The sequence below is a fragment of the Acinetobacter sp. DSM 11652 genome, from assembly GCF_900109815.1.
Taxonomy (GTDB): domain Bacteria; phylum Pseudomonadota; class Gammaproteobacteria; order Pseudomonadales; family Moraxellaceae; genus Acinetobacter.
Map to the genome: position 1 here is coordinate 66479 of NZ_FOBK01000009.1, position 26393 is coordinate 92871.

The window sequence follows — 26393 nt, forward strand, 5'->3', positions numbered from 1 at the left end:
CTTAGCTAGAGGCTTTTTTATAATCTCAATTCAAAGCATAACTTTGAATTATTAGACTTAAAGAATTTCTTTACGTAGTTGCTCTGGAGATTTCATTGACAATAAGCCTGGTGCAACGTCAAATGCAGTTTTCGCGCCATATTGACCCATTTGATTCATGCGGTAGCATGCACGTGCATAAGCCACAAGTACACTTGCAGTAAACTCAGGATTGCTATCTAATTTCAACGAAAACTCCATTACTTGAGTCTGCTCTGCACTACTATTACCACTGCGAATGACAAATCCACCATGGGGCATACGATTATGCTCGTTACGAAGCGTTTCTTCATCAATGAAGTTCACAGTCGTGTTGTACTCTGCAAAATAGTCTGGCATGGTCACAATCGCCTGCTTTACGGCTTCAGCGTCAGCACCATTTTCAAGCACAACATAACATTCACGAGTATGCTTTTCTTTAGTGGTTAATACAGGACGTGAACCACTACGAACTTTATCAATCGCATCTTGTGATGGAATAGTATATTGAACACCTGCTTTAACACCCGCCACACGGCGAATCGCATCTGAGTGACCTTGACTCAAACCCTTACCCCAGAAAGTATAGGTTTCACCATCTGGTAATAATGCCTCACCAAATAGACGATTAATTGAGAACATGCCTGGATCCCATCCAATCGAAATCATTGCCGTTTTTTTGTTAGCAAGTGCAGGCTCATTCACTGCTTCAAAAAACTCAGGAATACGTGCATGCGTATCAAAACTATCTACTGTGTTGAATTTACTTGCCAATTCTGGTGTTTGTTTTGGAAGATCATCTTTAGATCCACCACATAAGATCAACACATCAATTTTGTCTTGAAGGTCATTTAAGTCATCCATATGAAAAACTTTCGTGTCACTAAAGCAAGGAGACACTGATTCAGGTGCACGGCGTGTAAAAATTCCCACAAGCTCTAAATCTGGGTTCTTTTGAATTGACGTTTCAACGCCACGACCGAGGTTGCCATAACCAACAATACCAATACGAATCAAATTTTGCATAACAACTGCTTCACTATTTAAATGATGGCAAGATCACTAGACTGAGTACTAAACATATACCGCAAAACAGTCTGATTGAATGGAGAAAAACCCGCACCAAAAATGATCAAATGAATACTAACATACTACAATAAACTGCACTTTTTTGGAGCAAATTTATCATTTAAATCAGTGTTAATCGATCAATTGAATCATATAAAAAACCGCTGCACTAAAGGCTTTGTCGCTATATATTTCTGAATGAATTAAAAAATTCTGCTCTAAATAGACTTATGATTAAACTTTGACCTTCTATGTGTCATTTTGAATAGCGCTTAGGCTGAACTATGAATACCGAAATCTTGTTTCCATCAAATAAAAAAAACTGAACCTAAGTTCAGTTTTTTTATCACTTAATAAAATTAAGCACCCGTTTGATAATTTGGTTTTGGTACAGCGGTGGACGCTTGGTAAGGTTGAGTAAAGTCGTTTAAACCTGCTGCTGCTTCTGCAATATCTTTACCCTCTTTAATCACAAAAGTATCGAAACCAGAACGCTTCATGTAGTTCAACACGTCTTTGAATACATCACCTATTGCACGAAGTTCGCCTTGGAAGCCTTGGCGACGTAACAATGCGGCAAATGAATACCCACGACCATCATTAAAACCTGCAAACTCAATAAAAATTGCATCAAGCTGATCAAGTGGGAATTCATTGTTTTCAGGTGAGGCATCTACGGTTAGGTAAAGTGCTTTTTTACCTGAAACATTGGCAAGCTGGTCTAACTGCTCCACCGTTAAAACCACATCACCTTGTGGCAATACGCCATCTTCACCAATCAGTTGATAAGTATTGTCTGCAATCGTGCCATCCTTAGAGAGCACTTGTAGTGCGGTATTAAGCATATGCACGCTCCTTAAATGGTTGAATGCCGACACGGCGATAAGTATCAATGAACTCTTCACCTTCTTGACGTAAATCAAGATAAGTGTTCAAAATTTCTTCCACCACATCTGGTACTTTTTCAGCAGCAAATGATGGTCCTAAGATGTCACCGATTGAAGCATCATGGTCTGCATTACCACCCAATGTAATTTGGTAGAATTCTGCGCCTTTCTTGTCGACACCTAAAATACCAATATTACCCACATGGTGATGACCACAGGCATTCATACAACCTGAGATGTTCAAGTCTAATTTACCTAAGTTGTAAATCGTATCTAAATCATCAAAACGGCGTGAAATCGCTTCAGAAATCGGAATAGATTTCGCATTTGCCAACGAACAGAAATCACCACCTGGACAGCAGATAATATCAGTTAAGAAACCAATGTGCGCGCGAGCCAAGTTATTCTTTTCAAGAATCGCCCAAAGCTCAAATAAATCTTTTTGCGGTACATCGACAAGGGCAATGTTTTGCTCATGCGTGGTACGCAATTCACCAAAAGTGTACTTATCCGCAAGATCAGCAATCAAGTTCATTTCTTCAGTAGTCACGTCACCCGGTGCAACGCCTGCACGTTTCAATGAAATTGTTACGATGCGGTAACCTTTCACTTTGTGTGCATTGGTATTGATGTTAAACCATTGTTTGAATTTCGGATGTGTAGCAAACAGTTCTGAGAAGTCTTCATCTGCATAATCTTGGTACGCAAATGGTGTGAAGTTCTGGTCCATTTTCGCCAGAGTGTCTGCATCAACTTTTAAAGTTTTAATCGTATGTGCAAATTCAGCTTCAACTTTTTCAGCAAAAACTTCAGGTGTTAAAGCTTTTACCAAGATTTTGATACGAGCTTTATATTTGTTATCACGACGACCGTGTAAGTTATACACACGAAGTACTGCTTCTAAGTAAGCAATAAGGTCTTCACGTGGCAACCACTCTTTGATCACAGCACCAATGATCGGTGTACGACCTAAACCACCGCCAACCATGATTTTGTAGCCCATTTCACCCGCTTCATTGCGAACGATATACACTCCGATATCATGAAATGCTGTTGCAGCACGGTCGATTTCAGCAAGTGCAGAAACTGCGATCTTGAACTTACGTGGCAAGAATGCAAATTCTGGATGGAAAGTTGACCACTGACGAATCAACTCACATGTCGGTCTTGGATCTTCAATTTCACCAGCAACGACACCTGCATATTGGTCTGTTGTTGTATTACGAATACAGTTACCAGATGTTTGAATCGCATGCATTTGAACTGATGCCAACTCTTGCAACATGTCTGGCACATTTTCTAATGCTGGCCAGTTAAATTGAAAGTTTTGACGAGTAGAAACGTGTGCATAACCACGGTCATACGCTTTAGCGAGTTCAGCAATTTTACGAAGCTGTTTAGAGTTCATCAAACCATAAGGTACAGCGACGCGAAGCATCGGCGCATAACGCTGAACATATAATCCATTTTGTAAACGTAATGGACGATATTCATCTTCAGTAAGCTTTCCAGCTAAATAACGTTCCGTTTGATCACGGAATTGTGCAACACGTTCATTGATCAGTTGCTGATCGAAATCAGTATATAAATACATGGCGTACAGCTAGTAGTTTAATTTTAACGAAGCACAGCATAGCTTTTATTCATCTATCAATAAAATGCGTTTTTTACATATTTAATAGCGGTTTTATTGATATGTAATCACTCGAATCACTGATATATAGACAAGCTCTGGATTCCAGTACTTATTCCACATAAAGATTTTATTTAACCATTCTTAGCACATAAATTCATATAGATAGTAAATTTGTTCTTTATTAAAAATTATCCGATCGTGATGTATGTATTTTCCCAGTACCCTTCTTTAAATTGACCCTCAATCAATTGCACATAACGACCATGCACATGATCAATGGCAATACAATCATCAACGTCCAAAACCCGATCTGTATGCTGTTTTTGCCAATCTTTTCCAAAGAATGATTTTCCACGCTCTTTAGCCGATGAACTATTTAAAGCGGGTACTAATACATAACGATGTAACTCTCCGAACTCATTAACGTGGTACCCACCTAAATTAATCAACCAGAGTTTCATTTCGTTTTCATTAGGAGCTGCATCTGTAAAATGGATTTGGAATTGCTGCTCATTATACTCCACTCCATTTACCTTCGCCCAAGCATCAATATGTAAACCTTTCTGCTCACCAAACCAAGCATTTTTGAGTTGAGGATAGACTTCTTCTAGTGAATCCCCAACAGCCAAAACCACATCATGCACTTCAGTATTGGCACGTGCATGACGACCACCGAGCATTACAAGAAATAGGCTTGGCATGGTTGATTTCCTTTGGCTTTGACAAGACCATTAATCATACCTGAATTTGGATTTGCCACTACTGAAAAGAATGGATTGGCTGTGTTACTGATTTTTATACAGGGTTTAAAGATTAACCTGACCAATTCAACGATAATGGATACGTGGTGGCGACATGGATGTCCCCCGTTGAGCAGTATTACAAGAATGTAATATCTGCTCAACAGAAAGCCTTCGGTTACTTTGGGCTTTTCCAAAGTAACGTAAAAGTAAGTCCATGAAATAGCTCTTCAAATCTGAATCTCAAATAGATTCACACTCCAAACTGCCTTACTTTTTTTCGGTAAAAGTAACAAAATCATTTTGTATTTCTGATGATACTTGCCTGTATCACAGAAATACAGACGACATCCATGTCGCCGATCCAAAAATCAAATTTTAGGAAAATATTTTAGCTTTTCTAGAGCGCATAAAAAAATCGCATCCAATGGCTTAAATGCGATTTTCTAAATAGCACCTCTCCCCTTACGAAGCAGTGCTTCCCATTCCAAAGGGAGAGGCTTAAAGGGTGAATTACATCTCTACCATTTCCACGCCATCAATGCGTGCAACTGTCATTAAGTCTTTATCACCACGACCTGAAACCGTCGCAATAATAATTTGATCTTTAGACATCGTTGGAGCCAACTTAGTCACATATGCCATCGCATGCGAACTTTCAAGTGCAGGAATAATACCTTCAATCTTAGTTAAGTCACGGAAGCCTTGTAATGCTTCATTGTCATTAATTGGAACATACTCAACACGCTTCATATCTTTTAAGAAGCTATGCTCTGGGCCTACACCAGGATAATCCAAACCTGCTGAAATTGAGTGTGTTTCAATAATCTGACCTTGCGCATCTGACATCAGATAAGTACGGTTACCATGCAGCACACCAACATGACCAGCATTTAATGGAGCAGAGTGTTTGCCAGTTTCAATACCGTAACCAGCAGCTTCAACACCGTACATTTTCACCTCTTGATCATTCAGGAATGGATAGAACAAGCCCATCGCATTTGAACCACCGCCGACACAAGCAACCAATGCATCTGGTAGACGACCTGCTTGCTCTTGAATTTGACGGCGTGCTTCACGACCAATGATCGATTGGAAATCACGTACCAATTGAGGATATGGATGTGGACCTGCAACTGTACCAATCACGTAATAGGTAGAATCGACATTTGTTACCCAATCACGCATGGCTTCATTCATGGCATCTTTTAATGTTTTAGAACCACTTTCGACAGGAACAACAGTCGCGCCCAATAAACGCATACGATATACATTCATCGCTTGGCGTTTCACATCATCTGCACCCATGTATACAACACATTCAAGCCCTAAACGCGCTGCGATGGTCGCTGTTGCCACACCATGTTGACCTGCACCAGTCTCAGCAATAATACGTTTTTTGCCTGATAACTTCGCCAGTAAAGCCTGACCAATCGTGTTATTTACTTTATGGGAGCCAGTATGGTTCAAGTCTTCTCGTTTTAAATAGATTTGTGCACCACCCAACTCCTTTGACCATCGCTCAGCATAATAAAGCGGACTTGGACGACCTACATAAAAAGCGAGGTCACGGTCGAATTCTGCCAAAAACTGTTCGTCATTTTTCATTCGGAAATACAGTTGCTCTAGATCTTCTAGTGCAGCCATTAGAGTTTCTGACACAAAACGTCCGCCATGGATACCGAAATGCCCTTTTGCATCAGGGTATTGGGTATAGTCAATCACTTGATCTTGTTGATTAACGGTTTGCTGATCCACGATGGACTCCTTGCATAAAGCGTTCTACGAGTTGTTGGTCTTTTATACCTTTTGCGGACTCTACACCGCCGCTCACATCCACAGCATATGCTTGTGTTGTAAGAATTGCTTGCTCGATATTGTCAGGGTTTAGTCCTCCTGCCAAGATCAATGGAATATTTAATTTTGGAAATGTTGTCCAATCAAAGCTGTGGCCTGTTCCGCCCTTTAAATCTGGATGCCATGCATCCAACAACACAGCACTCGCACCAAACTTTTGATATTTATTGATTTCTTCAACGATATCTAGTTCTGGTTTTACTTGAATTGCTTTATACCAGCGGCGACCCACTGCTTGAGCAATTTGTTTGCACTGTTCTGGACTTTCATCGCCATGAAACTGCAAAATATCTAAAGGGACTTTTTTAAGTATGTTTTGGATCTCTTCGGCTGAACTATTAACAAATAATCCAACTGATTGAATATAAGCAGGAATCGCTTGAACCAACAGTGCTGCTTGCTCAACATCTACGTGTCTTGGACTTGGTGGAAAAAACACAAGTCCTATGGCATCCGCACCAGCTTGCACAACAGCTTGGACATCTTCTAATCGGGTAATCCCACATATTTTTGCACGAGTTCGCATCTATTCTAGCTCTAATCCACCCTCATCATAGCCGATCTATCATTTTTGGGCGCTTCATTGTAAAGCAATTTTTTCATCTTGCGTAAAGTTCACTCAGAATATTCGGTGTGAAGATTGTTTAAATGAGAAGCGCTCTTTATACTGCGCTCAAATTGCAACAAGTCAAAGCAATCGCTTTAGGGAAGTTGGTGAAAATCCAACACTGCCCCCGCAACGGTAAAAAATGAAAAGCATTTCTCAATAGATTTCTGATTTTTAGAGATTTACACCACTGCATGTCATATGTGGGAAGGTGGAAATGTAAGTAATCCAGTTACTACATTTGAGTCCGGATACCTGCTTGTTGTGTTCTTCCACTCAATCATTCACGGGGAAGTGAATGTATGGAGCACGTTATGTCTATTCAATGTCAACCAACAGCTTTGGTTGGTGCAATCGCTATTGCGATGGGTTTTACTACATCAGTTTTTGCTCAAGAACAAATAACTTCTAATGCAACTTTAGAAACTATTGTAATCACAGCTACTCGCTCAGAAGAAAAGCTTGAAAACGTACCTGCACGTATTTCAATTATCCAGCCACAGATTCTCGAACAGTCACCAATTAAAGCTCTGCCAGACCTACTTAAAACAGATCCTAGCATTAACGTGGTTCAATCTGGCGGTTACGGTCAACAAACTTCAATTTTTTTACGAGGCACGAATTCAAATCAAACTCTAGTGCTACGTGACGGCGTCCGCTTAAATACAGCGACAACTGGTGCTGCCTCTATTCCATTTTTAGACACCACCGATCTTAAACAAATTGAAGTTCTAAAAGGTCCAGCATCTGTACTTTATGGAACTGATGCGATTGGAGGGGTGGTTCAATTTGTCACGCGCACACCAGAAAAAACTACAGCTTTTATTACAGGTGAAATTGGTGAAAATAACACCTATAAATCGATTGTTGGCGCAGATTTAGCTGAAAATGGCATCTATGCACAAGTTCGAGGTCAAATATTAGAAACTGACGGTACGCCAGTATTTAATATGAATGATAAACGTAACTATAGCTTTGATCAAAAAGGTTATAGTGCCAAGTTTGGTATAGATCAAAAACGTTATGCTGCATCTTTAGATTTCAGTCAGAACTCAGGAAATGGGGAATACAACAACTGGGGTACATTCTCAAGTCAAGATTTTGAAAATGAAATCATAAATGCAAAGGGACGCATTAACCCAACTGATCAGCTTGAAGTTCATGCACGTTTATCCCAATTTAAAGATGATTTGGAGCAAGTAACTTCTAATAGTTTTGTACACAGTACAACTCAAGAGGCTGAGCTTTATAGCAAATGGAATTTTGTACCAGCCCAAAATATTCTAGTTGGTGTGACCCAACGTAATACTGAAGCTAAAACCGATGCATTAAACGAAGATATTAATTCAACAGGTTACTATATTCAGCATCAATATCAAGCCGATGGCTTGAGTACGCAAGCTGGCATCCGCTTAGAAGACAATGAAAAGTTTGGTTCACACACAGTCATGCAGGGTGCATTCAGATACCAATTGCTTCCTACAACAAGTATTTACACCAATATTGGCACTGCATTTAAAGCACCTACATTAAATGATCTATATGCCTATGGTGGTAATGAGCAACTTAAGCCAGAAGAAAGCATTTCTTATGAAATTGGTATTGACCAAAAAATCCCTCTTAATATTTCATTGGGTGCTTCTGCTTTCTATACCAAAGTTGATAATCTAATTGATTCAATCTGCGTCAGTACTTGTGATGGCGATTGGGTGAATACGTTCCCAACTTACCAAAACCAAAACGTTGATAAAGCTCAAATGACAGGCGGTGAATTGACAGCACAGTGGACAAATGATCAGTACTTTATCAATGCAGGCTATACATATATCAAAACTGAAGATACTGAAAAAAATACTGAGTTATTACGTCGTCCTCGTCAATCAGTTACTGTTTCAGCAGGTTTACAAAATGCAAATTATGGTTTAAGTGCTTCGCTCGTTGCCAAATCAAAAGCAAAGGATTTTAGCCAAGATATCCCAGGATATGCTCGAGTAGACTTAAATGCATTCTGGAACCTTAACCCGCATGTAAAACTGTTTACCAATATTGAAAACGTTGGTGATGTGAACTATAAAACTGTTCACAGTGCTGGTGAGCAATATTATGTCAATGGTGGACGTTTAGCTTCTGCTGGTGTGACATTCAGATACTAAGCATTCTTTGACTCATAAATACTTTTGAGAATCATGTCATGCCTATGGCATGATTCTTTTCATATCTAGCACTTAAAAAAATTTAAAGGAAACCTCATGGGTCACCGTTTAAGTAAAATTTATACCCGCACGGGAGATACGGGCACTACCGGACTAGGCGATGGTTCACGTGTACCTAAAGATGATTTACGTATTGATGCTTTGGGAGATGTCGATGAGCTCAATGCAGTGATCGGCGTCCTTCGCTCACATATAGCGATCAGTACCATTACAGATAAATCCGTTTGGGACAATACGCTTGGCCTGATACAACACTGGTTATTCGATTTAGGCGGTGAAGTATGTATCCCGGGCTTTAACTTGGTTCAACCAGTATCAATTGAGTTCTTAGAAAAAGATATTGATCGCATGAATGAAGTATTACCTATGCTCAAGGATTTTATCCTTCCTGCAGGAACTTTGGTCTGTAGCTTTGCACATCAAGCACGTGCTGTCTGCCGTAGAGCTGAACGTAGCGTGATGTCTGTCCATCAACGTGATCAAAATATCCAAGCCACATCATTACAACTTTTGAACCGCTTATCTGATTGGTTATTCGTCGCATCTCGTACCTTACAACGTGCTGAAGGTGGCTCAGAAGTGCTTTGGCAAAAGAATATCAATGAGACAATTGAGCCCTGACCTTAAAAGTGTAAAAAAGGTCTTCATGTTGATTGCCCCATCCACTTAAAATGCTTTTTTGATCAAAATTTTGATTTAAAATCGTCATATTTCATTCATGATTTAGCACTAAAATCACCCTGAAATTTCAGGGTGTTTTATGAAAATAATTGGTCATCGTGGTGCGCGTGGGGAAGCACCTGAAAACACCCTCGGTGGATTTCAATATATTCAAGATATTGGTATCCGCGCTGTAGAATTTGACGTTCGTCAACTCAAAGATAATGCGCTGATCGTGATGCATGATGATGACTTTATTCGTACTACAGGCCAAGCTAAACATTTATACGAATGTCATGAGCAAGATTTAGCGCAGTATAATCATGCCGTAACGTGGTCTGAATGGAATAAAGTCGAAGCTACGCCTCTACTCGATCAAACCCTCAAAATTATTCATAATTTTAATCATATTGAAGTTGAGGTCAAAGCTGTTGAATCGATGAAGGCCGCAGAAAAGATTGTCGAAGCCTTAGATCAACAATTAATAGGCTTTGAAGATTCCGCCATTATCACCAGTTTCGATCCTAAAATTCATCAAGCCCTTCAACAGCAAAAATCAAGGTTTAAGCGTGGATTACTGGTTGAAACCGATATAAAGCATGCAGCCATTGATCAAGCTTTGAAATTTGAATGTTGTCAAATTGGTTGGATGAACGAACTTGCTACAAATGAGATCATTGCCTCCACACTTTCCGCAAATTTAAATATTAGTATTTGGACAGTCAATCATATAGATCGTGCTAAACAGCTTAAGGATTTAGGAGTTCAAGGCTTAATTACTGATTATCCCAAGTTAATGATGTCTCACCTATAATATTTTCAAATTCAAAAACTTATTTGATTATTTTTTCTAATTTATTTTCTGAAATTCGTCCAAAGTCGAATTTATACAATGATGTACTCTGTTACGGTTTAAACAATACAACTGTACAATAATGCTAGTGAACACATGTTCGCCCATGTTAGTATTAACGAGTCTAACCTCACAAATTTGTGAGTGGATTTAGTTTTAACCTATTAAAGGTTCTAGGAGTGCTGTTGGAGATGAATGCTCCCCTACCCAAAGCCCCAATCAACTGGATTGCAGTATTTGCATTGGTGTTTTTACCTATTGTCGCCGTTATTGCGATTCCACTTTATGCTTATCATCATGATTTCTCGCTTGCTGCGTGGATCAGCATGTTTGCGCTATTGGGTCTGAGCAGTCTTGGCATTACCGCAGGTTATCACCGCTTATGGGCACATCGTGCTTATGAAGCGACTGTACCACTCAAAATCATTTTAATGATTATGGGAACCTTTGCTGTACAAAACAGCATTTTGTATTGGGCCTCAGGTCACCGTACCCATCATCGTCATGTTGATGATGTAGAAAAAGATCCTTACTCAATTAACAATGGCTTTTGGTACGCGCACATCGGTTGGATGCTACGCAACTATCCAGCAGCTGAAGCAAATTACAAAAACGCCCCTGATTTATTGGCTGACAAAATTGTCATGTTCCAAGATAAATATTACATCCCTCTCGTGATTGTCGTTCATGCCGCTATTCTTCTTCCTATTGGATGGGCAGTTGGTGATGTCTGGGGAGTGTTATTGTTGGGTGGTTTAATGCGCTTAATTTTAAGCCATCATGTGACTTTCTTTATCAACTCGCTATGCCATATGTGGGGCAAACGTCCGTACACAGATGAAAATACTGCACGTGACAACTTTGTTCTTGCTATTGCGACTTGGGGTGAGGGTTATCATAACTACCATCATATCTTCCAATACGACTATCGCAATGGCGTAAAATGGTGGCAATACGACCCAACTAAATGGTTGATCTGGACGTGTTCAAAAGTAGGGCTCGCAAAAAACTTACGACGTATTCCAAGTTTTAATATTAAAAAAGCTGAGCTTGCAATGAAGTTTAAATATGCGCAACAAGATCTCGCTGTTTACGGCCATAACGTCAATGATGATATTGTGACAGTTAAAACAAAAATTGCTCAAGAATATGAAGCATTTACGCAAACTTTAAATGATTGGGCGAAGCTTAAAGAGCAAGAAATTAATGCCAAAAAAGCAGCTGTTGCTGAAAAAATTCACTTAATGGATAGCAAACTGAAAGTTGAATTCCAATTGGTTGAACAACGTTTATCTCATCATAGAGAGACATTGAACTTATTGGTTCGTAATTTAAAGAAATCACCAGTATCTGAATAACTCATTCAAGAGACTCTTCAGTTACTCCAAAGCTCCGTTGATCGGGGCTTTTTTTATTTTTTTCGATACTATTTCCAATGTAGCAGTCACAGTTTTATGTATCGAATTTTGCTATAGTCAAAGTTGTTCATCACATTTTGAAAAATTATATGCAGTTCAATTCTCGCTATAACACACTACCCGCTCGACTGTATCATCATCAACAACCTCTTCCTCTAAAAGGGGCTAAACCTGGTCATTTTAATGAAGCACTTGCAGATGAGTTACTGTGGACTCAAGAAGATAAGATGAACTGGGTAGAAATCTGTAGCGGGCAAAAAACTTTTGCTGAGTTTGAACCTTTGGCGATGGTATACGCGGGTCACCAATTTGGACAATGGGCTGGACAGCTTGGTGACGGTCGCGGTTTACTCATTGCTCAAATCCTAGATCAAAATAACAATACGGTCGATTTACATCTTAAAGGTGCTGGCTCTACCCCCTATTCTCGGAGAGGCGATGGTCGTGCAGTGTTACGTTCCGTTATTCGTGAATATTTGGCTGGACACGCCCTCAATGCCCTAGGTGTTCAATCCAGTAATGCGATTGGTTTTGTATCATCAGATCAAGGTGTACAACGAGAAAAACTTGAACGTGGCGCGATGATGTTGCGTACGTGCGAGACACATATTCGCTTGGGTCACTTTGAATGGATTAATCAATTTCAGCCAGATCTACTGCAAGAATTTACGCAAAAGTGCATTGAATGGCACTACCCTGAATGTTTGGAGACAGAACAACCTGTTCTTTCTTTTGCAACTCGAGTCATTCAACGTACTGCGATCATGATCGCCAAGTGGCAACTGATTGGTTTTGCGCACGGGGTCATGAATACTGACAACCTGAATATTACCGGCTCAACTTTAGATTTCGGACCTTATGGTTTTATGGAGCGTTTCCGTCCTAATTGGATCAACAATCATTCTGATTACCAAGGACGCTATACGTATCAGAACCAACCGAGTATCGGGCACTGGAATTTATGGACTTGGTTAAATAGTCTCATTCATCTTTGTCCAGAAAATTATGATCGAGAGCAATGGAAACAAGACTTGTCTTACTGTTTAGAACACTATGAACCAACGTTCCTGGAACACTATAAACTTGGTTTAAGTCAAAAAATGGGATTACCAAGTTTTCATAAAGATAGCTTTGATTGTGGTATGGCTTTTCTACATATTTTACAAACAGAACAACTTGATTACACCCAAAGTTTTATTCGTTTACAGAATAAAGCGTATGAACAAATCAAAGATGATTGCCTTGATCGTATCGCATTTGAGCGGTTTCTTCACCAATATCTCTCAATACGGGAAAATCAAGACACTGACGATCTCGATCAAGCGATGTTAACAGCCAATCCACACTACGTTCTACGAAACCATATGGCACAGAAAGCAATTGAACTTGCTGAACGTGATGATTTCTCTGAAGTTGATCGCTTGTTCAAACTTCTTCAAACACCATACACCAAACAAGAACATCTTGAACAACCAGAAGACTTAGGCCCTTTAGCTAGCGACGTCCCTGAAATTCAAGTCAGTTGTTCATCATAAGTTATTCACAGACCTCTCTCATTCTGTGGATAATTTAATCATTATCCACAATACCCATTCGTTTTGACTATGCATTTACATCAATTGGCAGCATCACAAGCTTTAAAACTTCCTGAAGTCACTGTCAGTCAACCGTTTGGTGAGGGATGTGATGTTTATAAAATTATGGATAAAGTCTTTTTGCTCGCATTTCATTTACAAGGCAAAGCTGCGATTAATTTAAAAGTTGAACCAGATCATGGACATATGTTGAAAGATATTTATCCTTATATTCGATCTGGATGGCACATGAATAAACGACACTGGGTTTCAATCTATGATGAATCTGAATTGGATGAAGAGCTTCTCAAAGATTTGATCTCTAACTCCTATAATCTTGTGATATCGAAGCTTAGAAAAATAGATCAAAAAAGAATTGCACTTTTAGGTTCAATTGCAGAATAACGATATTGCGCAACGATCCATGCCTATCGTGCTTCACGATACATTTTATCCACTCATTTTTTTCACACATTTGAATAAAAGTTCATCTTTTTAAGCAATTCATAGAACAGTCTTTTTCAAAATTGAATCTGTAACCCCTCACTGATCAATTTTAAGATTTTCTTCTCTTCTTCCATTTGTTGAAAATATACATGAAAGCAATTCAAATAAAACAATACGGTAATGCAGATGTCTTAGAAATCACTCAAATTCCTGAACCTACACCATCAACAGATCAACTACTCATTGAGAACAAAGCAATTGGAATTAATCCTTTCGATTGGAAATTAAGAAATGGTCTATTCCAAGACTTATTTCCGCTTGAGTTCCCAAACATTCTAGGCTTTGAAATTGCTGGGGTTGTAAAGCAAGTTCCTGCCCATGTAAAAAACATTCGAGTCGGTGATCGTGTGTATGGTAAAGCAGATCATGCCTATGCCAAGTTCGTTTCCATGGATGTCTCTCAAGCTCACCATATTCCAGAATCTATGAGTTTTGAACAAGCGGCTGCTTTACCTACAAATACACAGGTTGCTTATAATGTTTTGGTGACATTAGGCAAATTAAAAAAAGGACAGAAAGTATTGATTCACGCTGGTGCTGGGGGTGTCGGAATTGCTGCAATTCAAATTGCAAAATATCTTGGTGCGGATATTACAACAACCGTTTCACCCAAAAAAATTGAATTCGTTAAAAGCTTAGGAGCAAATCACGTCATTGATTACACCAATACTTCATTGGATCAGATACAAGAAAGATATGACCTCATTTTGGATAGTATTGGAGCTAAAACACAAATCGAATCTTGGGAGCTTCTCAAGCAACAAGGCTTGCTTGTCTCTTTACTCGGTGATGAATCTGCCCATTTTTCCAAAAGTAAATTTGATCGAAAATTTATTTTCGCAGTTGATGTTTTGGAAAACCACAGTGATGAAATTCACGACCTTATTTTAGGGGGGCATATCCAACCTATAATTGATGAAGTTTTTGAATTCCATGACATGGCAAAAGCACATAATAAAAGTGAATTTGGTCATGTCACCGGTAAAATCATCGTAAAAATCTAGTGATCCATCTGATTTAATTTTTTTTAACTACACATTTTTATAAACACGAAGATGATCATAAAACTGCTCATCTTCGTTATAGATAACTTATGATTAGTTTATTTATTGTTCTTCAATATTGATTTAATCAACGCAAAATAATTCGTGAATAATTATATTTAAATTAACATCTTAAATTATCTAATAATTTCAAATATTTGAGCACAAAAAATCTTTGATTGAGGTTAACACTGTGTAAAACTGATCGCCTGAAAAAATTAGGAGAGACATTGGCAAAAACCAAGTTTGACTGTGGTGCGAAACCAAATTGTTGATAATATTTGGATCACCTTACAATACACATCCACATGCGCCTTTCAACTTTAACTCAGACAAAGCTTTCTCATCAAAGCTTTTCCCACACCTCTATTCTGTGCATTAGGTATTACAAATACAGACCCTAAACCGTACCAGTCCGTATCTGCATTTGATAATTTCACTGACGAGACAGCAACATGACTCACTAAACTAAATTTTTCTTTGACTGAATGATCAACTGCAACCAAGGATAGGATGAGCTGCTACCGCTTTCTTAAAGCATTTACAATAAAATGCGCTGTGTGACTCGCATATTCCACCTTCTCAAATGCTTTTTTAGTGAGTTCGGCAATACCCTGTATATCCTCGTCTCGTTCTGGTCGAATTTCCAAATTCATTTTTTTATTCAAATTCTTTTTTTCAGCATAAAAAAAGCGAACATCATGTACTGTTCGCTTTTGTATCACCATTCAGTTTTACTTAATCTTCAGGATATTCGAAACGATATCCCACCCCATAAACAGCTTGAACCCATTCATGGCGATTACCTGTTTCCGCGGCATCCGAGATTTTACGGCGCAAGTTTTTGATATGGCTATCAATCACACGATCTGCCACTTCAAAACTGTCTGGGTTGATATGATCCAATAATTGCGCACGAGAGTACACCTGACCTACGTGTTCTAAAAATAATTCAAGAAGTCGAAATTCTGTAGGTGTCAAATTCAAAGATTTATTTTGATACCAAATCCGTTGTTGACCTTTATCCATACGGAATAAATTATTTTCTTCTGGTTCTGCTTTACGATCTAAACGTCGCAACACTGCTTGAACACGAGCAACTAACTCTTTAGGGCTAAATGGTTTACACACATAATCATCCGCCCCCATATTCAAACCAAGTACACGATCAATCTCTTCCGTACGTGCTGTCACCATGATAATAGGCAAATCAGACTGCTCACGGACTTTACGGGTGATCGTGAGACCATCCATACGAGGTACCATCAAATCTAAAACCATTAGACTTGGTTTACGTTGTAAAAAGCTATCATAAGCCTCTTGACCATCGTGAAACATACTGACTTCAAAGCCAGCTGCTTCAAGATAATCTCGCACCAATTGAGCAAGTTCTACTTCATCTTCAACCAGCATCACATGTTTCATATGTCACCCTTCTTCAATTTAAAACGATTTCTTTGGAAATGTAAGGATGCAGCGCAATCCACCCAATGGTGAGTGGTCAAACTTCAAGGAGCCCTTCATGCCTTGTGCAATTTTGCACGATAATGCTAGACCTAATCCAGTTCCGCCAGTACTACGTGTTCTAGAATCATCCGCTCGATAGAAACGCTCACCTAAATGAGCCAATTGCTCATCAGTAAGACCTAATGGGCTATCGTCAACAATCACCGACCAAGTCTTATCGTTTTCGATCGTATGCACATGAATTCTTCCACCGGCTTCCGTATAGCGAATAGTATTACCGAGTAAGTTGACCATAATTTGTTTAAAACGATCTACATCTAATTGTAATTTCGTTCCATGCCCCTCTGCGCTAATCGTGAGATCGGCTTGTTCAAATTTAGGTTTGAAATTTTCAATCTCATTTAACACGACACTCCAAGGGTCAATTTCATTGAAATCAAAATTGAGTTGTTGTGCTTCAGCTTGTGCTAACGCAGCCAAATCTTGTGTTAATTTTTTCAGACTCGAAACTTGTGCCAACATTGAAGCAAAATGTTCAGGCGTTGGTTTACGTATTCCATCTTGCATTGCTTCAATTTGTGCTTGCAAAACAGCCAGCGGCGTTTTTAACTCATGCGAAGTGTCTGCAACCCACTGCTTTCTAGAGTTTTCATGCTGATCTAGAATCACAGCTAACTGATTAATTTCAGTCGAAAGATCGCCAAGCTCATCGTTACGATTTACTTTCACCTGATGCTGAAAATTTCCTTTGGTTAATTCTCGTGTTGCATTTAATAAGCGTTGAATTGGCTTTCTAAAATAAGTTGCTAATAATAAGGCAGCAACCAAACTCGAAATAAATGTCAGAATATATATTAAAAATAAATAACGCTTTTGATTGCTAAAGAAATTAATACTTAAAGCATCATCTTGATCTAAAACAGGTCTTAGCCCGAGATACCCCACAATATTGCCATCAACTGTGATCGGTCGATACGACACCATATTCTCTGATGGTTCCCCCAAGATAAACTGTTGTTTTGCATCATATAAGGAAAGTCTAGAACTTAAACCCAAGTGATCAGACATAGATATAAATAGTTTCTTGCCCTGCTGGTATTCAGAAGTTCTCAAACTAGAAAGCTTATTTTCATGTGATTTATCAGAACTGTTCGTCGTTCTTGTCTGATTCTGATTTGAACTTAATGGGAAACGCAATCCTTCAAATGGCTGAAATGCAGAAGGTAAATTTTCTTCTAAGACTTTCAGCTCTTCAGGGCTAATAGTTTGCGTTCTTTGTGACTCAATTTCGCTAATTAATGTATGCTCTTTGAAATAACGCTGTTGCAATGCAATATCATATTGGCGACGTAACCACCAACGTGATAGTCGATCATAATCATCGGGTGCAGCTTCACCTTCAATTTGTAAAATCTGAGCTTGAACGGCATTTCCCCAATCCTGATAAACAGAGAATACGCCCGCTAAATTATCGATCAGATGATCAAGCTTTTGCATTTCTACATCAGCTACATATTTGGTGAAGTTTTTTTGCATCGTCCAATGCAGCACACTTAAGCTAACCGTCGTAATGAGCAATGTCGTTAACAGTACTGTAAAAAATAAGCGTAGTGCGATTGGTACGCGACGTATATTCAAATTTAACTCACATTATTTCTTCGTTTTTCAGTATTGTATCTAACACTGATTCAAAAAACTCTCCATTGTTTCTTCATCTTTATTATTTAATCTTTACCTATACCGAATCCAAACAACTTTGGGGATAAACATAATGAAAGTGATGAACAAAATTGTATTGGTGACCACTGGTTTAATCAGTATGGGCGCACTTACTGCATGTCAAACAACTACTCAAGCACCTCAAGAAGTTAAAAAGGGTCACTTTGATAAAAAACATCATCATAAAGAACGTTTAACACCTGAACAACGCGAGCAATTCAAACAAGCGCGTGCTGACCGTAAAGCGATGATGCAGCAAATTCGTCAAGCATGCGACGGCAAAGCTGTAGGTCAAACTGTTCAAATCAAAACTGATAAACAAAATATTGATGGTACTTGTCATATCCGTTTCGTAGCGGATCGTGCTGATATGAAAAAAATGCATGAGCAAGCACGTGCCCAATTTAAAGCTGAAAAGCCAACTTCGGTCCAAGCTAACCGTTCACAAAAAGGTGAACCGCTCACAGATGCCAAACGTGCTGAGCTTGTTCAAAAAATTGATCAACGTTTGATGCAACAGCAAGTTAGTCAAAATGCAAAACTTCAAGCATGCAATGGACAAACTGACGGTAAAAAAGTTCAAATCAAAGTGGGTGAACAGACTATCAACGGTGTATGTAAAGTTTATTTCAAACCAAATCAACCACTCGTTAAACCAGACTTAAAAAAATCCGCATAATCCAATTCAACTCACTACTAAGTGATTGAATATTAAAAAGGCGCATGTTGCGCCTTTTTTTATGTCATAACTTATTACGTTTTTGACTATTCTGTTCACATATAATTCACGAAAAAACTTTATACTCTAAACACTTAGCCAAAATTAATATTTTTTCTTTGACTTTACAGTCACACAGAATATGGCTATAAAACTTGTACCAAGCAATAACTTATTGCACGATGTAATAGAACAAAATAGGTGTCGTAGATGACACGACATTTTTTATTAGGATTATAAATCTGGTTTAACCAGTATTGAGGAACCCGATATGCCACAATACAAAGCGCCCTTACGTGATATGCAATTCGTTTTGCATGAATTATTAAATGCTGAAGAACACTTTTCAAAACTCCCTGCATTCCAAGAAAACGTAAGCCGTGAGTTGGTTGATCAATATTTAGAAGCTGCTGCTGATTTCTGTGAAAACGAATTATCTCCACTCAACCAAGTAGGTGACCGCGAAGGTTGTACTTGGAATGATGGTGTAGTTACTACTCCAACAGGCTTCAAAGAAGCATATAAAAAATATGTAGAATTAGGATTCCCATCTTTAGCTGCTGAAGAACAATATGGTGGTCAAGGTTTACCAAACTCTTTAGGCATTATCATTTCTGAAATGATCGGCTCTTCGAACTGGGCATGGGGTATGTACCCAGGTCTATCTCATGGTGCAGTTCGTACAATTGAGCACCATGGTACGGAAGAGCAAAAAAATACTTACTTACCAAAACTGATTTCAGGTGAGTGGACAGGTACCATGTGTTTAACAGAATCTCATGCGGGTTCTGACCTTGGTATTATCCGCACAAAAGCTGAACCTAATGCAGATGGTAGTTTTGCAATTTCAGGTGAGAAAATCTTTATTTCCGCTGGTGAGCATGACATGGCGGACAACATTGTTCACATCGTTCTTGCGCGTTTACCAGGTGCTCCTAAGGGAACAAAAGGGATCTCATTATTCATCGTACCTAAGTTTAAATTAACTGCTGATGGTGAAGTTGGCGAGCGCAACGCTGTTCGTTGTGGTTCGATTGAACATAAAATGGGTATCCATGGTAACGCAACATGTGTGATCAATTTTGATCGTGCAACAGGTTACTTGATTGGCCCTGAAAACCGCGGTCTGAATGCAATGTTCACCTTCATGAACACTGCACGTATTGGTACAGCTGTACAAGGTTTGTCTGCTGCTGAATCATCTTTCCAAGGTGCTTTGGCATATGCGAAAGATCGTTTAGCAATGCGTTCACTTTCTGGTCCTAAAGCACCTGAAAAAGAAGCAGATCCAATTATTGTGCATCCAGCAGTTCGCAACTTAATCTTAACGCAAAAAGCATTTGCTGAAGGTGGTCGGGCTCTAGTGTACTACCTTGCTCACTATGCTGATATCGTTGAGAAAGGCGCGACTGAAGAAGAACGTAAATTTGCAGATAATATTCTGTCATTATTAACGCCAATTGCTAAAGCATTCTTAACTGAAGTTGGTTATGAAGCTGCAAACAAAGGCGTACAAGTATTTGGTGGTCACGGCTTCATTTCAGAGCATGGTATGGAGCAAATTGTTCGTGATACACGTATTGCTTGCTTATATGAAGGTACCACTGAAATTCAAGCACTTGATTTGTTAGGTCGTAAAGTACTGCAAACTCAAGGTGCGATGTTGAAAGATTTCACCAAAATCATTCACAAATTTGCTGAAGCAAACAAAGATAATGCAGACTTGAAAGAGTTTATTGAACCTTTGGCTGCACTCAACAAAGAATGGGGTGATTTAACCATGCAGATCGGTATGCGCGCGATGCAAAACCCTGATGAAGTCGGTGCTGCTGCAGTAGATTACCTATACTTCTCTGGTTATGTAACGCTAGCATTCTTATGGGCTCGCATGGCTCAAGTTGCTCAACAACAACTTGCAGCAGGTTCAACTGAAGTTGACTTCTACAATGCGAAAATCACGACAGCTCGCTTCTACTTCAAGAAGATCCTTCCACGCGTTCGCTCACATGTTGACGTAATTGCAGGTGGATTAGAGCCATTAATGACTTTAGATGCTGAACATTTTGCATTCTAATGATCCACATTAAATATGTGTAAAAAGAAAAAGGACAGTCATAGATTTGGCCGTCCTTTTTCTTTATAAATAAATTCGAGATATTAACCTTTAGTCGTCTAACAAGTCCTAATATGCTTCGATAGACTGCTAAGAACTAAAGATATTTAAACAAAAAAAAGGTGAACGAAAATGCCAATCTATAATGCGCCTCTTACAGATATGAAGTTCATTTTGAATGATGTATTTCAAGCTGAACAATTTTGGCAATCAAATGAGAATTTAGCTCATATTGATGCTGCGACAGCTGAAGCTATTTTAGAAGAGATGGCTAAATTCGCTCAAAACGTAACCCTTCCCCTAAATCGCACAGGTGATGAAGAAGGCGCAACTTATAATAATGGATCTGTTACCACACCAGCGGGCTTTAAAGAAGCGTTCCAACAATATGCAGAAGGTGGTTGGATTGGCTTAGGTGCTGACGAAGAATGGGGCGGTCAAGGCATGCCAAAAATGCTGACTGTGCTTGCAGATGAAATGCTTTTTGCAACCAACCCATCATTTATGCTTTACCCACTTCTTTCTGTGGGTGCGGGTATGGCATTAAATAGCTATGCTTCTCAAGAACAAAAAGAAACCTATCTTCCTAAAATCTATTCAGGTGAATGGTCAGGTACGATGTGTCTCACAGAGCCTCACGCAGGTACTGATTTAGGCATTATTAAAACTAAGGCTGAACGTAATGAAGATGGTACTTACAACATCACAGGTACTAAAATTTTTATTACCGGTGGTGACCATGATTTAGCTGAAAATATTATTCACCTTGTATTAGCAAAAACGCCTGATGCTCCTGCTGGTTCACGCGGTATTTCTCTGTTCATTGTACCTAAATTCTTAGTGAATGAAGATGGTACCTTGGGTGATCGTAACCCTGTAGGCCCTGGTTCTATTGAACACAAAATGGGGATCAAAGCCTCTGCAACATGTGTGATGAACTTTGACGGTGCAAAAGGCTATTTAGTCGGTAAAGAAAACGAAGGTCTTGCTGCAATGTTCGTGATGATGAACTATGAACGTTTGTCCATGGGTATCCAAGGTTTAGGCGCTTCTGAATTTGCTTATCAAAATGCTGCTCAATACGCCACTGATCGTTTACAAGGTCGTAGTGCAACAGGTGTGAAATCTCCGAATAAACCTGCTGATAGTATTCTTGTGCACGGTGATGTACGTCGTATGCTCTTAAATGCTCGTGCGAACAATGAAGCTTCACGTGCATTTGCAGTATATGTAGGTCAACAACTTGACATTACAAAGTTCTCGACAGATCCAGAAGCAGTTGCAAAAGCAAATAATCGTGTTGCTTTGCTCACACCAATCGCAAAAGCATATTTAACAGACACTGCTTTCAATGCGACACTAGATGCCCAAATGGTCTTTGGTGGTCACGGCTATATTCGTGAATGGGGTATGGAACAATGTATCCGTGATCTTCGTATCTCACAAATTTATGAAGGCACGAACGGCGTTCAATCACAAGATTTGATTGGTCGTAAAACGATTAAATGTAATGGTCAATTCATCGCAGAATATATCGAAGAAATTCGTGACTTTGCAAATGCATTAGATGCGGACTTAAATTACATCAAAGATGCCACTCTTGATGCTGCAACTGAACTTGAATCGATTACACAAGTTGTTCTTGAACGTGCTGCGGAAAATCCTGATTATGCGAATGCTGCTGCGGTTGATTATTTACATGCGGTAGGCTTACTCAGCTTTACCTATATGTTTGCTAAAATTGCTAAAGCTGCGAGTGAAAAATCAGGTGAGTTCTATGAGAACAAATTATCTTTGGTGAACTACTACATCCAACGCGTTTTACCTGAATTAAATACACGTTTAGCTCGCATCAAAGCTAGCTCTGAAATCGTGATGGGATTTAGCGAGGATTACTTCACAAATCAATCATAAGTTTTATCTTAAAAAAGCCTGATTCTTCAGGCTTTTTTTACCTGAATTTGCTTATTTTCAAAGCAACTCATAATAGTCTTCCCTGCTTAGGCATAAGATGAGCATGAATTTTGCATCACTCCAATGAAACCATCAGGTTTTTTCAAAGGAGGAGATGTCATGAGTAAAAAAGATATTAGCGTAGAAAAAATCGAATCCTTATTAGATCGTTTTGGAAATCTAGCAGTTGAGAGCTTCCACTATATTGCGCTCTTTATTATTGGCTGCATGGTAATTTGGTCTGCAGGACATACCGTGATTGATATTCTTACGGTAAAACAATATGCAACGATTGATGACATTCTGTTGTTATTTATCTATTTAGAACTAGGTGCGATGGTAGGTATTTATTTTAAGACCAATCATATGCCCGTCAGATTTCTGATCTATATCGCCATCACTGCCCTGACACGTCTGTTAATTTCTGATATTCAACATGACCATAAAGCTGATATTGATTTAGTCATTATTACAGGATCAATTTTAATCCTAGCATTCGCTATATTGGTCGTGCGTTTTGCTTCTTGGAATTTTCCATCAGTGATCCGAGATAAACACCAAGATAAACCTTTACCACTTGGAAAAACACCACGCCCTGAAGATGATGAGTTGGCTTAGATAAAAATGGCTTAGACAAATTGGATCAAGCATCTAACGATCATTTGGCATCTGGATATATCGACCATTTTGGTATATCCAATGCATTCCAACTTGTGGTGCAGGAAGACCATAACGACGCCAATCTGAAATCGGCATATACTGACTCATTTCAATAGTACCACCCTGCCCATTTACGAAGCTTGACTGCTTGCTAGAATATGTCGCCGTGGTCGGTAAAGACTGTTGGTAGATCACTGTAATCCCATTCTGTTGCGGATACGCTGGATAAGGAGGATATGGTCGCTGTAATTGAGGTCTATTCTGAGCAAAACGTGGTTGTTGCAATGGGACTGGCTTACTTAGACGATCTGCATTACCAGTATATATTGGAGTCTGTGTTGGTTTTACAGGTCGAACCTTAGAACCTTGGTAATTAGCCCAACTATCTGCAAAAGTATGACTCGTTATTAAAAGAATCACTGAACCCAATAGAGTCTTAACCAATAATGTATTGTTCATCTCTATTACCTCATTCCAAATTTAAGATTACTTTTGTTTTCAACACTCATTCTAAAGCTTAACTATAGATCAATCATGTAGAAATCTTGAACATTATTTAAAATTTTAAATTTAATACTTTAGACCTTTTATTTATCTGCATGAGTCTGTTTGTAAATCTGCTAGACTAACCATTTTTAACTTTGCGAGATTATCCACCGTGCCTGAAATGAGTTTTGATCGCCTGCACCAATTTTTTTGTAAAGTTCCGAGTGTCCAAGAAAACTATATCGATTCTTATGGCACTGATGGTGAACATGCATGGTGGTTTAAATTTCAAATCAATATCGACCATGCCTTAGCTTGGCAAACGGTTCAAGAACTTGGTCATGTATTGAATTACATTTCTAAAAATGAACGCCTACCCACTCAGTTTTTACCTGTGTCTCCTCCACCCTATATGAATGGTGAGGCGAAACAATTCTTATCTTGGGTGATTCAGTGTAATCATCCTGATTTTACGCCAGATGTGGTTTGTGATTGGTTAGAAGCACGTTTACCTCAACCTGTTGAGGATGAGTCTAAGTGGAAAATTAAAACCGATATTAAAGAGCTCGATCAGATTGATGATAAGGAACTCGATAAATTAGTTCCACCGAATCCATAAATGAAAAAATCCCTCTTTCGAGGGATTTTTTTAGAAGGTTGAGAGACCACTCCATTCCATGAATCGATAAATGGCATATTTCATTTTTGAATCTTCTGCATATTCTGAGTAATCAACACTCATTTGCTTACCCTCTAAATTCATCCAAGCAGTATCAAAATACTGTACTGCATCTTTAAAAACTTGCTGATTTGAAGAGCCAATAACACGTAAATCAGTTTCTAAATTATAATTTTTCAAATTACGAGCAGTAAAATTAGCCGACCCCAAAATCAGTTCAACCTGATTTGAACTACGCTTAATAATCATTTTTGAATGGCACTGCTCACCTTGTGTATTACACCAGCGTACGTCTATTCCAGCTTTATAGAGCTCTGTCGCGACAGGACGATTTGGAATACCATTTTTAGTACGTCCAAATGCATCTTTGTTCGGGTCTAGTAATACACGAACTTTAACACCGCGTTGGTGAGCTTTAATTAAGGCTTCAATAATTTCTCGCTCTGATAAATAGAACATTGCCAAATCTATTTTTGCATCAGCACCTTGAGCAGATTCAATCAGTTTCAGCACTTCATCATATATTGCTTTTTCTGTCAGTACTTGCACTTGTGGCAACTGTTTATCTTCTGGTACATCTCCCACAATAACCATTGGAATATTTGCTTTAGAAAATAAAGCCACTGATTGTTCAGTTTTTAAAATATCGACAGCTGTATGCCCTTCGACCACAAGTGCTACATTAGAATGGCTTGAGCTTCCATCATGCGGATTCATCGAAGTCACTAGTGTTTTCCATCCCTCGGATGTATCCACTATGATGGTTTTACGATGGTTCGCTTTAAAATTAAAAAGATTTAAATAACTTCGAATGGTAATTTTTTCTTCGCCGAAAGGATTACTTAACCAACCTTTCTCAGCATTATTTCCTAAATTCTGACAACAAAAATACCAAATGCCCGACCACAGTGGATTCGATGCGCGTAATGGTGATAAATCTGTTTCTATGACATCAATTCCTGCTTGTCTGAGTTGTCGATAGTGCTCTGGGATTATTCCACCATAAACTGAATTTATAGGATCAGTGATTAATTTAATTTCAATATTCGGTGTTAGACGCTTTTTTTGAATGAGTGCTTGGGTCAGTTCTTGTGTTAAGGCGCGATGTTGATTTTGAGACTGACCAGTTTCAGGATTGAACAGAAACATATCTAACACAATTGTGGTTTGCGCTTGCTCAATAAGATTGAGAATTTCATCAAAAATCTGATGCTGCTGTCGCTGACCCGCCGTATCTATATAAGTTTGGTCTGCTAGGAATTTCACATTTGCATGCCGTAATTTACCGGAATAATTAAGCCCTTCTGGTAATGGTTTATAAATATGATAAAGCGCTGAGGCTAAATAGCCGATGGTCAGCATACCGAGAATCAGACCAACATAACGTCGGTTTGACCAATTTAATTTTTGGTGAATTCGTTTAAATAGACGCATAACAAAAAACCTAGTCCGATACTTTCAGACTAGGTTTTAATTTACCTTTTTTCAAGCATTAAACTGTTTTTAACACGTTGGAG

23 protein-coding genes and 1 riboswitch are annotated in these 26393 nt (G+C 38.8%); of the genes, 12 read left to right on the plus strand and 11 right to left on the minus strand.

Annotation, left to right across the window (positions count from 1 at the left end; genetic code table 11):
- Nucleotides 1–57: 57 nt before the first annotated feature.
- From BMW42_RS09940 to BMW42_RS09965, 6 genes are all read right to left on the minus strand, one after another.
- Nucleotides 58–1044, minus strand: coding sequence for a diaminopimelate dehydrogenase (locus tag BMW42_RS09940; protein ID WP_092767536.1), 987 nt, complete (start codon nucleotides 1042–1044; stop codon nucleotides 58–60).
- 401 nt (nucleotides 1045–1445) lie between these two features.
- Nucleotides 1446–1931 (minus strand): DUF934 domain-containing protein, encoded by a 486-nt coding sequence (locus BMW42_RS09945; protein WP_092767538.1) that lies wholly within the window; start codon nucleotides 1929–1931, stop codon nucleotides 1446–1448.
- The gene (locus BMW42_RS09950) at nucleotides 1924–3567 is read right to left on the minus strand and encodes a nitrite/sulfite reductase (RefSeq protein WP_092767540.1); all 1644 of its coding nucleotides are present in this window, start codon (nucleotides 3565–3567) and stop codon (nucleotides 1924–1926) included. The genes BMW42_RS09945 and BMW42_RS09950 overlap by 8 nt, the downstream gene beginning before the upstream one ends.
- 230 nt (nucleotides 3568–3797) lie before the next feature.
- The gene (locus tag BMW42_RS09955; RefSeq protein WP_092767542.1) at nucleotides 3798–4310 is read right to left on the minus strand and encodes a DUF1543 domain-containing protein; all 513 of its coding nucleotides are present in this window, start codon (nucleotides 4308–4310) and stop codon (nucleotides 3798–3800) included.
- A 552-nt stretch (nucleotides 4311–4862) separates the two neighbouring features.
- Nucleotides 4863–6107, minus strand: a complete 1245-nt coding sequence (trpB, locus tag BMW42_RS09960) for a tryptophan synthase subunit beta (RefSeq protein WP_092767544.1) — start codon at nucleotides 6105–6107, stop codon at nucleotides 4863–4865.
- On the minus strand, nucleotides 6088–6732 hold the full coding sequence (locus tag BMW42_RS09965; protein ID WP_092767547.1) for a phosphoribosylanthranilate isomerase: 645 nt from the start codon (nucleotides 6730–6732) through the stop codon (nucleotides 6088–6090). The genes trpB and BMW42_RS09965 overlap by 20 nt, the downstream gene beginning before the upstream one ends.
- 142 nt (nucleotides 6733–6874) lie before the next feature.
- Nucleotides 6875–7091, plus strand: a riboswitch (cobalamin riboswitch).
- 36 nt (nucleotides 7092–7127) lie between these two features.
- On the opposite strand from BMW42_RS09965, the gene BMW42_RS09970 reads away from it, so the two are divergent.
- The 7 genes from BMW42_RS09970 to BMW42_RS10000 all read left to right on the plus strand — a co-directional run bounded on the left by BMW42_RS09970 (nucleotide 7128) and on the right by BMW42_RS10000 (nucleotide 15042).
- A complete protein-coding gene (locus BMW42_RS09970) occupies nucleotides 7128–8966 on the plus strand; it encodes a TonB-dependent receptor plug domain-containing protein (RefSeq protein ID WP_092767549.1) in 1839 nt (612 codons plus the stop codon).
- A 96-nt stretch (nucleotides 8967–9062) separates the two neighbouring features.
- Complete coding sequence (locus BMW42_RS09975; protein WP_092767551.1) at nucleotides 9063–9647, plus strand: cob(I)yrinic acid a,c-diamide adenosyltransferase; 585 nt, start codon at nucleotides 9063–9065, stop codon at nucleotides 9645–9647.
- 139 nt (nucleotides 9648–9786) lie between these two features.
- Entirely contained in the window at nucleotides 9787–10500 is a 714-nt protein-coding gene (locus tag BMW42_RS09980) for a glycerophosphodiester phosphodiesterase (RefSeq protein WP_092767553.1), read from the plus strand.
- Between the two features lie 230 nt (nucleotides 10501–10730).
- Nucleotides 10731–11897, plus strand: a complete 1167-nt coding sequence (locus tag BMW42_RS09985) for an acyl-CoA desaturase (RefSeq protein ID WP_092767555.1) — start codon at nucleotides 10731–10733, stop codon at nucleotides 11895–11897.
- 149 nt (nucleotides 11898–12046) lie between these two features.
- Entirely contained in the window at nucleotides 12047–13492 is a 1446-nt protein-coding gene (locus BMW42_RS09990; RefSeq protein ID WP_092767557.1) for a protein adenylyltransferase SelO, read from the plus strand.
- A 69-nt stretch (nucleotides 13493–13561) separates the two neighbouring features.
- Complete coding sequence (locus BMW42_RS09995) at nucleotides 13562–13936, plus strand: MmcQ/YjbR family DNA-binding protein (protein ID WP_092767559.1); 375 nt, start codon at nucleotides 13562–13564, stop codon at nucleotides 13934–13936.
- 191 nt (nucleotides 13937–14127) lie between these two features.
- Nucleotides 14128–15042 (plus strand): NADP-dependent oxidoreductase, encoded by a 915-nt coding sequence (locus BMW42_RS10000; protein WP_092767561.1) that lies wholly within the window; start codon nucleotides 14128–14130, stop codon nucleotides 15040–15042.
- Nucleotides 15043–15404: 362 nt separating this feature from the next.
- Here the strand turns inward: BMW42_RS10000 and BMW42_RS14860 are convergent, their stop codons facing one another.
- The 3 genes from BMW42_RS14860 to baeS form a co-directional block, all read right to left on the minus strand.
- Nucleotides 15405–15545 carry a GNAT family N-acetyltransferase gene (locus BMW42_RS14860; RefSeq protein ID WP_322853438.1) on the minus strand — a complete coding sequence of 47 codons (141 nt, stop codon included), beginning with the start codon at nucleotides 15543–15545 and terminating at the stop codon, nucleotides 15405–15407.
- Between the two features lie 274 nt (nucleotides 15546–15819).
- Nucleotides 15820–16506, minus strand: a complete 687-nt coding sequence (locus tag BMW42_RS10010; RefSeq protein WP_092767563.1) for a response regulator — start codon at nucleotides 16504–16506, stop codon at nucleotides 15820–15822.
- Nucleotides 16507–16524: 18 nt separating this feature from the next.
- Complete coding sequence (baeS, locus tag BMW42_RS10015) at nucleotides 16525–18186, minus strand: sensor histidine kinase efflux regulator BaeS (protein WP_035265564.1); 1662 nt, start codon at nucleotides 18184–18186, stop codon at nucleotides 16525–16527.
- 133 nt (nucleotides 18187–18319) lie between these two features.
- Between baeS and BMW42_RS10020 the strand changes: the two genes are divergently transcribed.
- The 4 genes from BMW42_RS10020 to BMW42_RS10035 all read left to right on the plus strand — a co-directional run bounded on the left by BMW42_RS10020 (nucleotide 18320) and on the right by BMW42_RS10035 (nucleotide 23669).
- The gene (locus tag BMW42_RS10020) at nucleotides 18320–18946 is read left to right on the plus strand and encodes a hypothetical protein (protein WP_092767565.1); all 627 of its coding nucleotides are present in this window, start codon (nucleotides 18320–18322) and stop codon (nucleotides 18944–18946) included.
- Between the two features lie 310 nt (nucleotides 18947–19256).
- Entirely contained in the window at nucleotides 19257–21059 is a 1803-nt protein-coding gene (locus BMW42_RS10025) for an acyl-CoA dehydrogenase C-terminal domain-containing protein (RefSeq protein ID WP_092767567.1), read from the plus strand.
- A gap of 171 nt (nucleotides 21060–21230) precedes the next feature.
- Nucleotides 21231–23012, plus strand: coding sequence for an acyl-CoA dehydrogenase C-terminal domain-containing protein (locus BMW42_RS10030; protein ID WP_092767569.1), 1782 nt, complete (start codon nucleotides 21231–21233; stop codon nucleotides 23010–23012).
- Between the two features lie 159 nt (nucleotides 23013–23171).
- On the plus strand, nucleotides 23172–23669 hold the full coding sequence (locus tag BMW42_RS10035; protein WP_035265636.1) for a phosphate-starvation-inducible protein PsiE: 498 nt from the start codon (nucleotides 23172–23174) through the stop codon (nucleotides 23667–23669).
- Nucleotides 23670–23702: 33 nt separating this feature from the next.
- Here the strand turns inward: BMW42_RS10035 and BMW42_RS10040 are convergent, their stop codons facing one another.
- The gene (locus BMW42_RS10040) at nucleotides 23703–24170 is read right to left on the minus strand and encodes an RcnB family protein (RefSeq protein ID WP_092767571.1); all 468 of its coding nucleotides are present in this window, start codon (nucleotides 24168–24170) and stop codon (nucleotides 23703–23705) included.
- Between the two features lie 199 nt (nucleotides 24171–24369).
- Here BMW42_RS10040 and BMW42_RS10045 point away from each other — a divergent pair, with 199 nt between their 5' ends.
- Complete coding sequence (locus tag BMW42_RS10045; protein ID WP_092767573.1) at nucleotides 24370–24816, plus strand: hypothetical protein; 447 nt, start codon at nucleotides 24370–24372, stop codon at nucleotides 24814–24816.
- Between the two features lie 30 nt (nucleotides 24817–24846).
- On the opposite strand, the gene BMW42_RS10050 is transcribed toward BMW42_RS10045, so the two are convergent.
- Nucleotides 24847–26310 (minus strand): phospholipase D family protein, encoded by a 1464-nt coding sequence (locus tag BMW42_RS10050; RefSeq protein WP_092767575.1) that lies wholly within the window; start codon nucleotides 26308–26310, stop codon nucleotides 24847–24849.
- Nucleotides 26311–26393 lie beyond the last annotated feature (83 nt).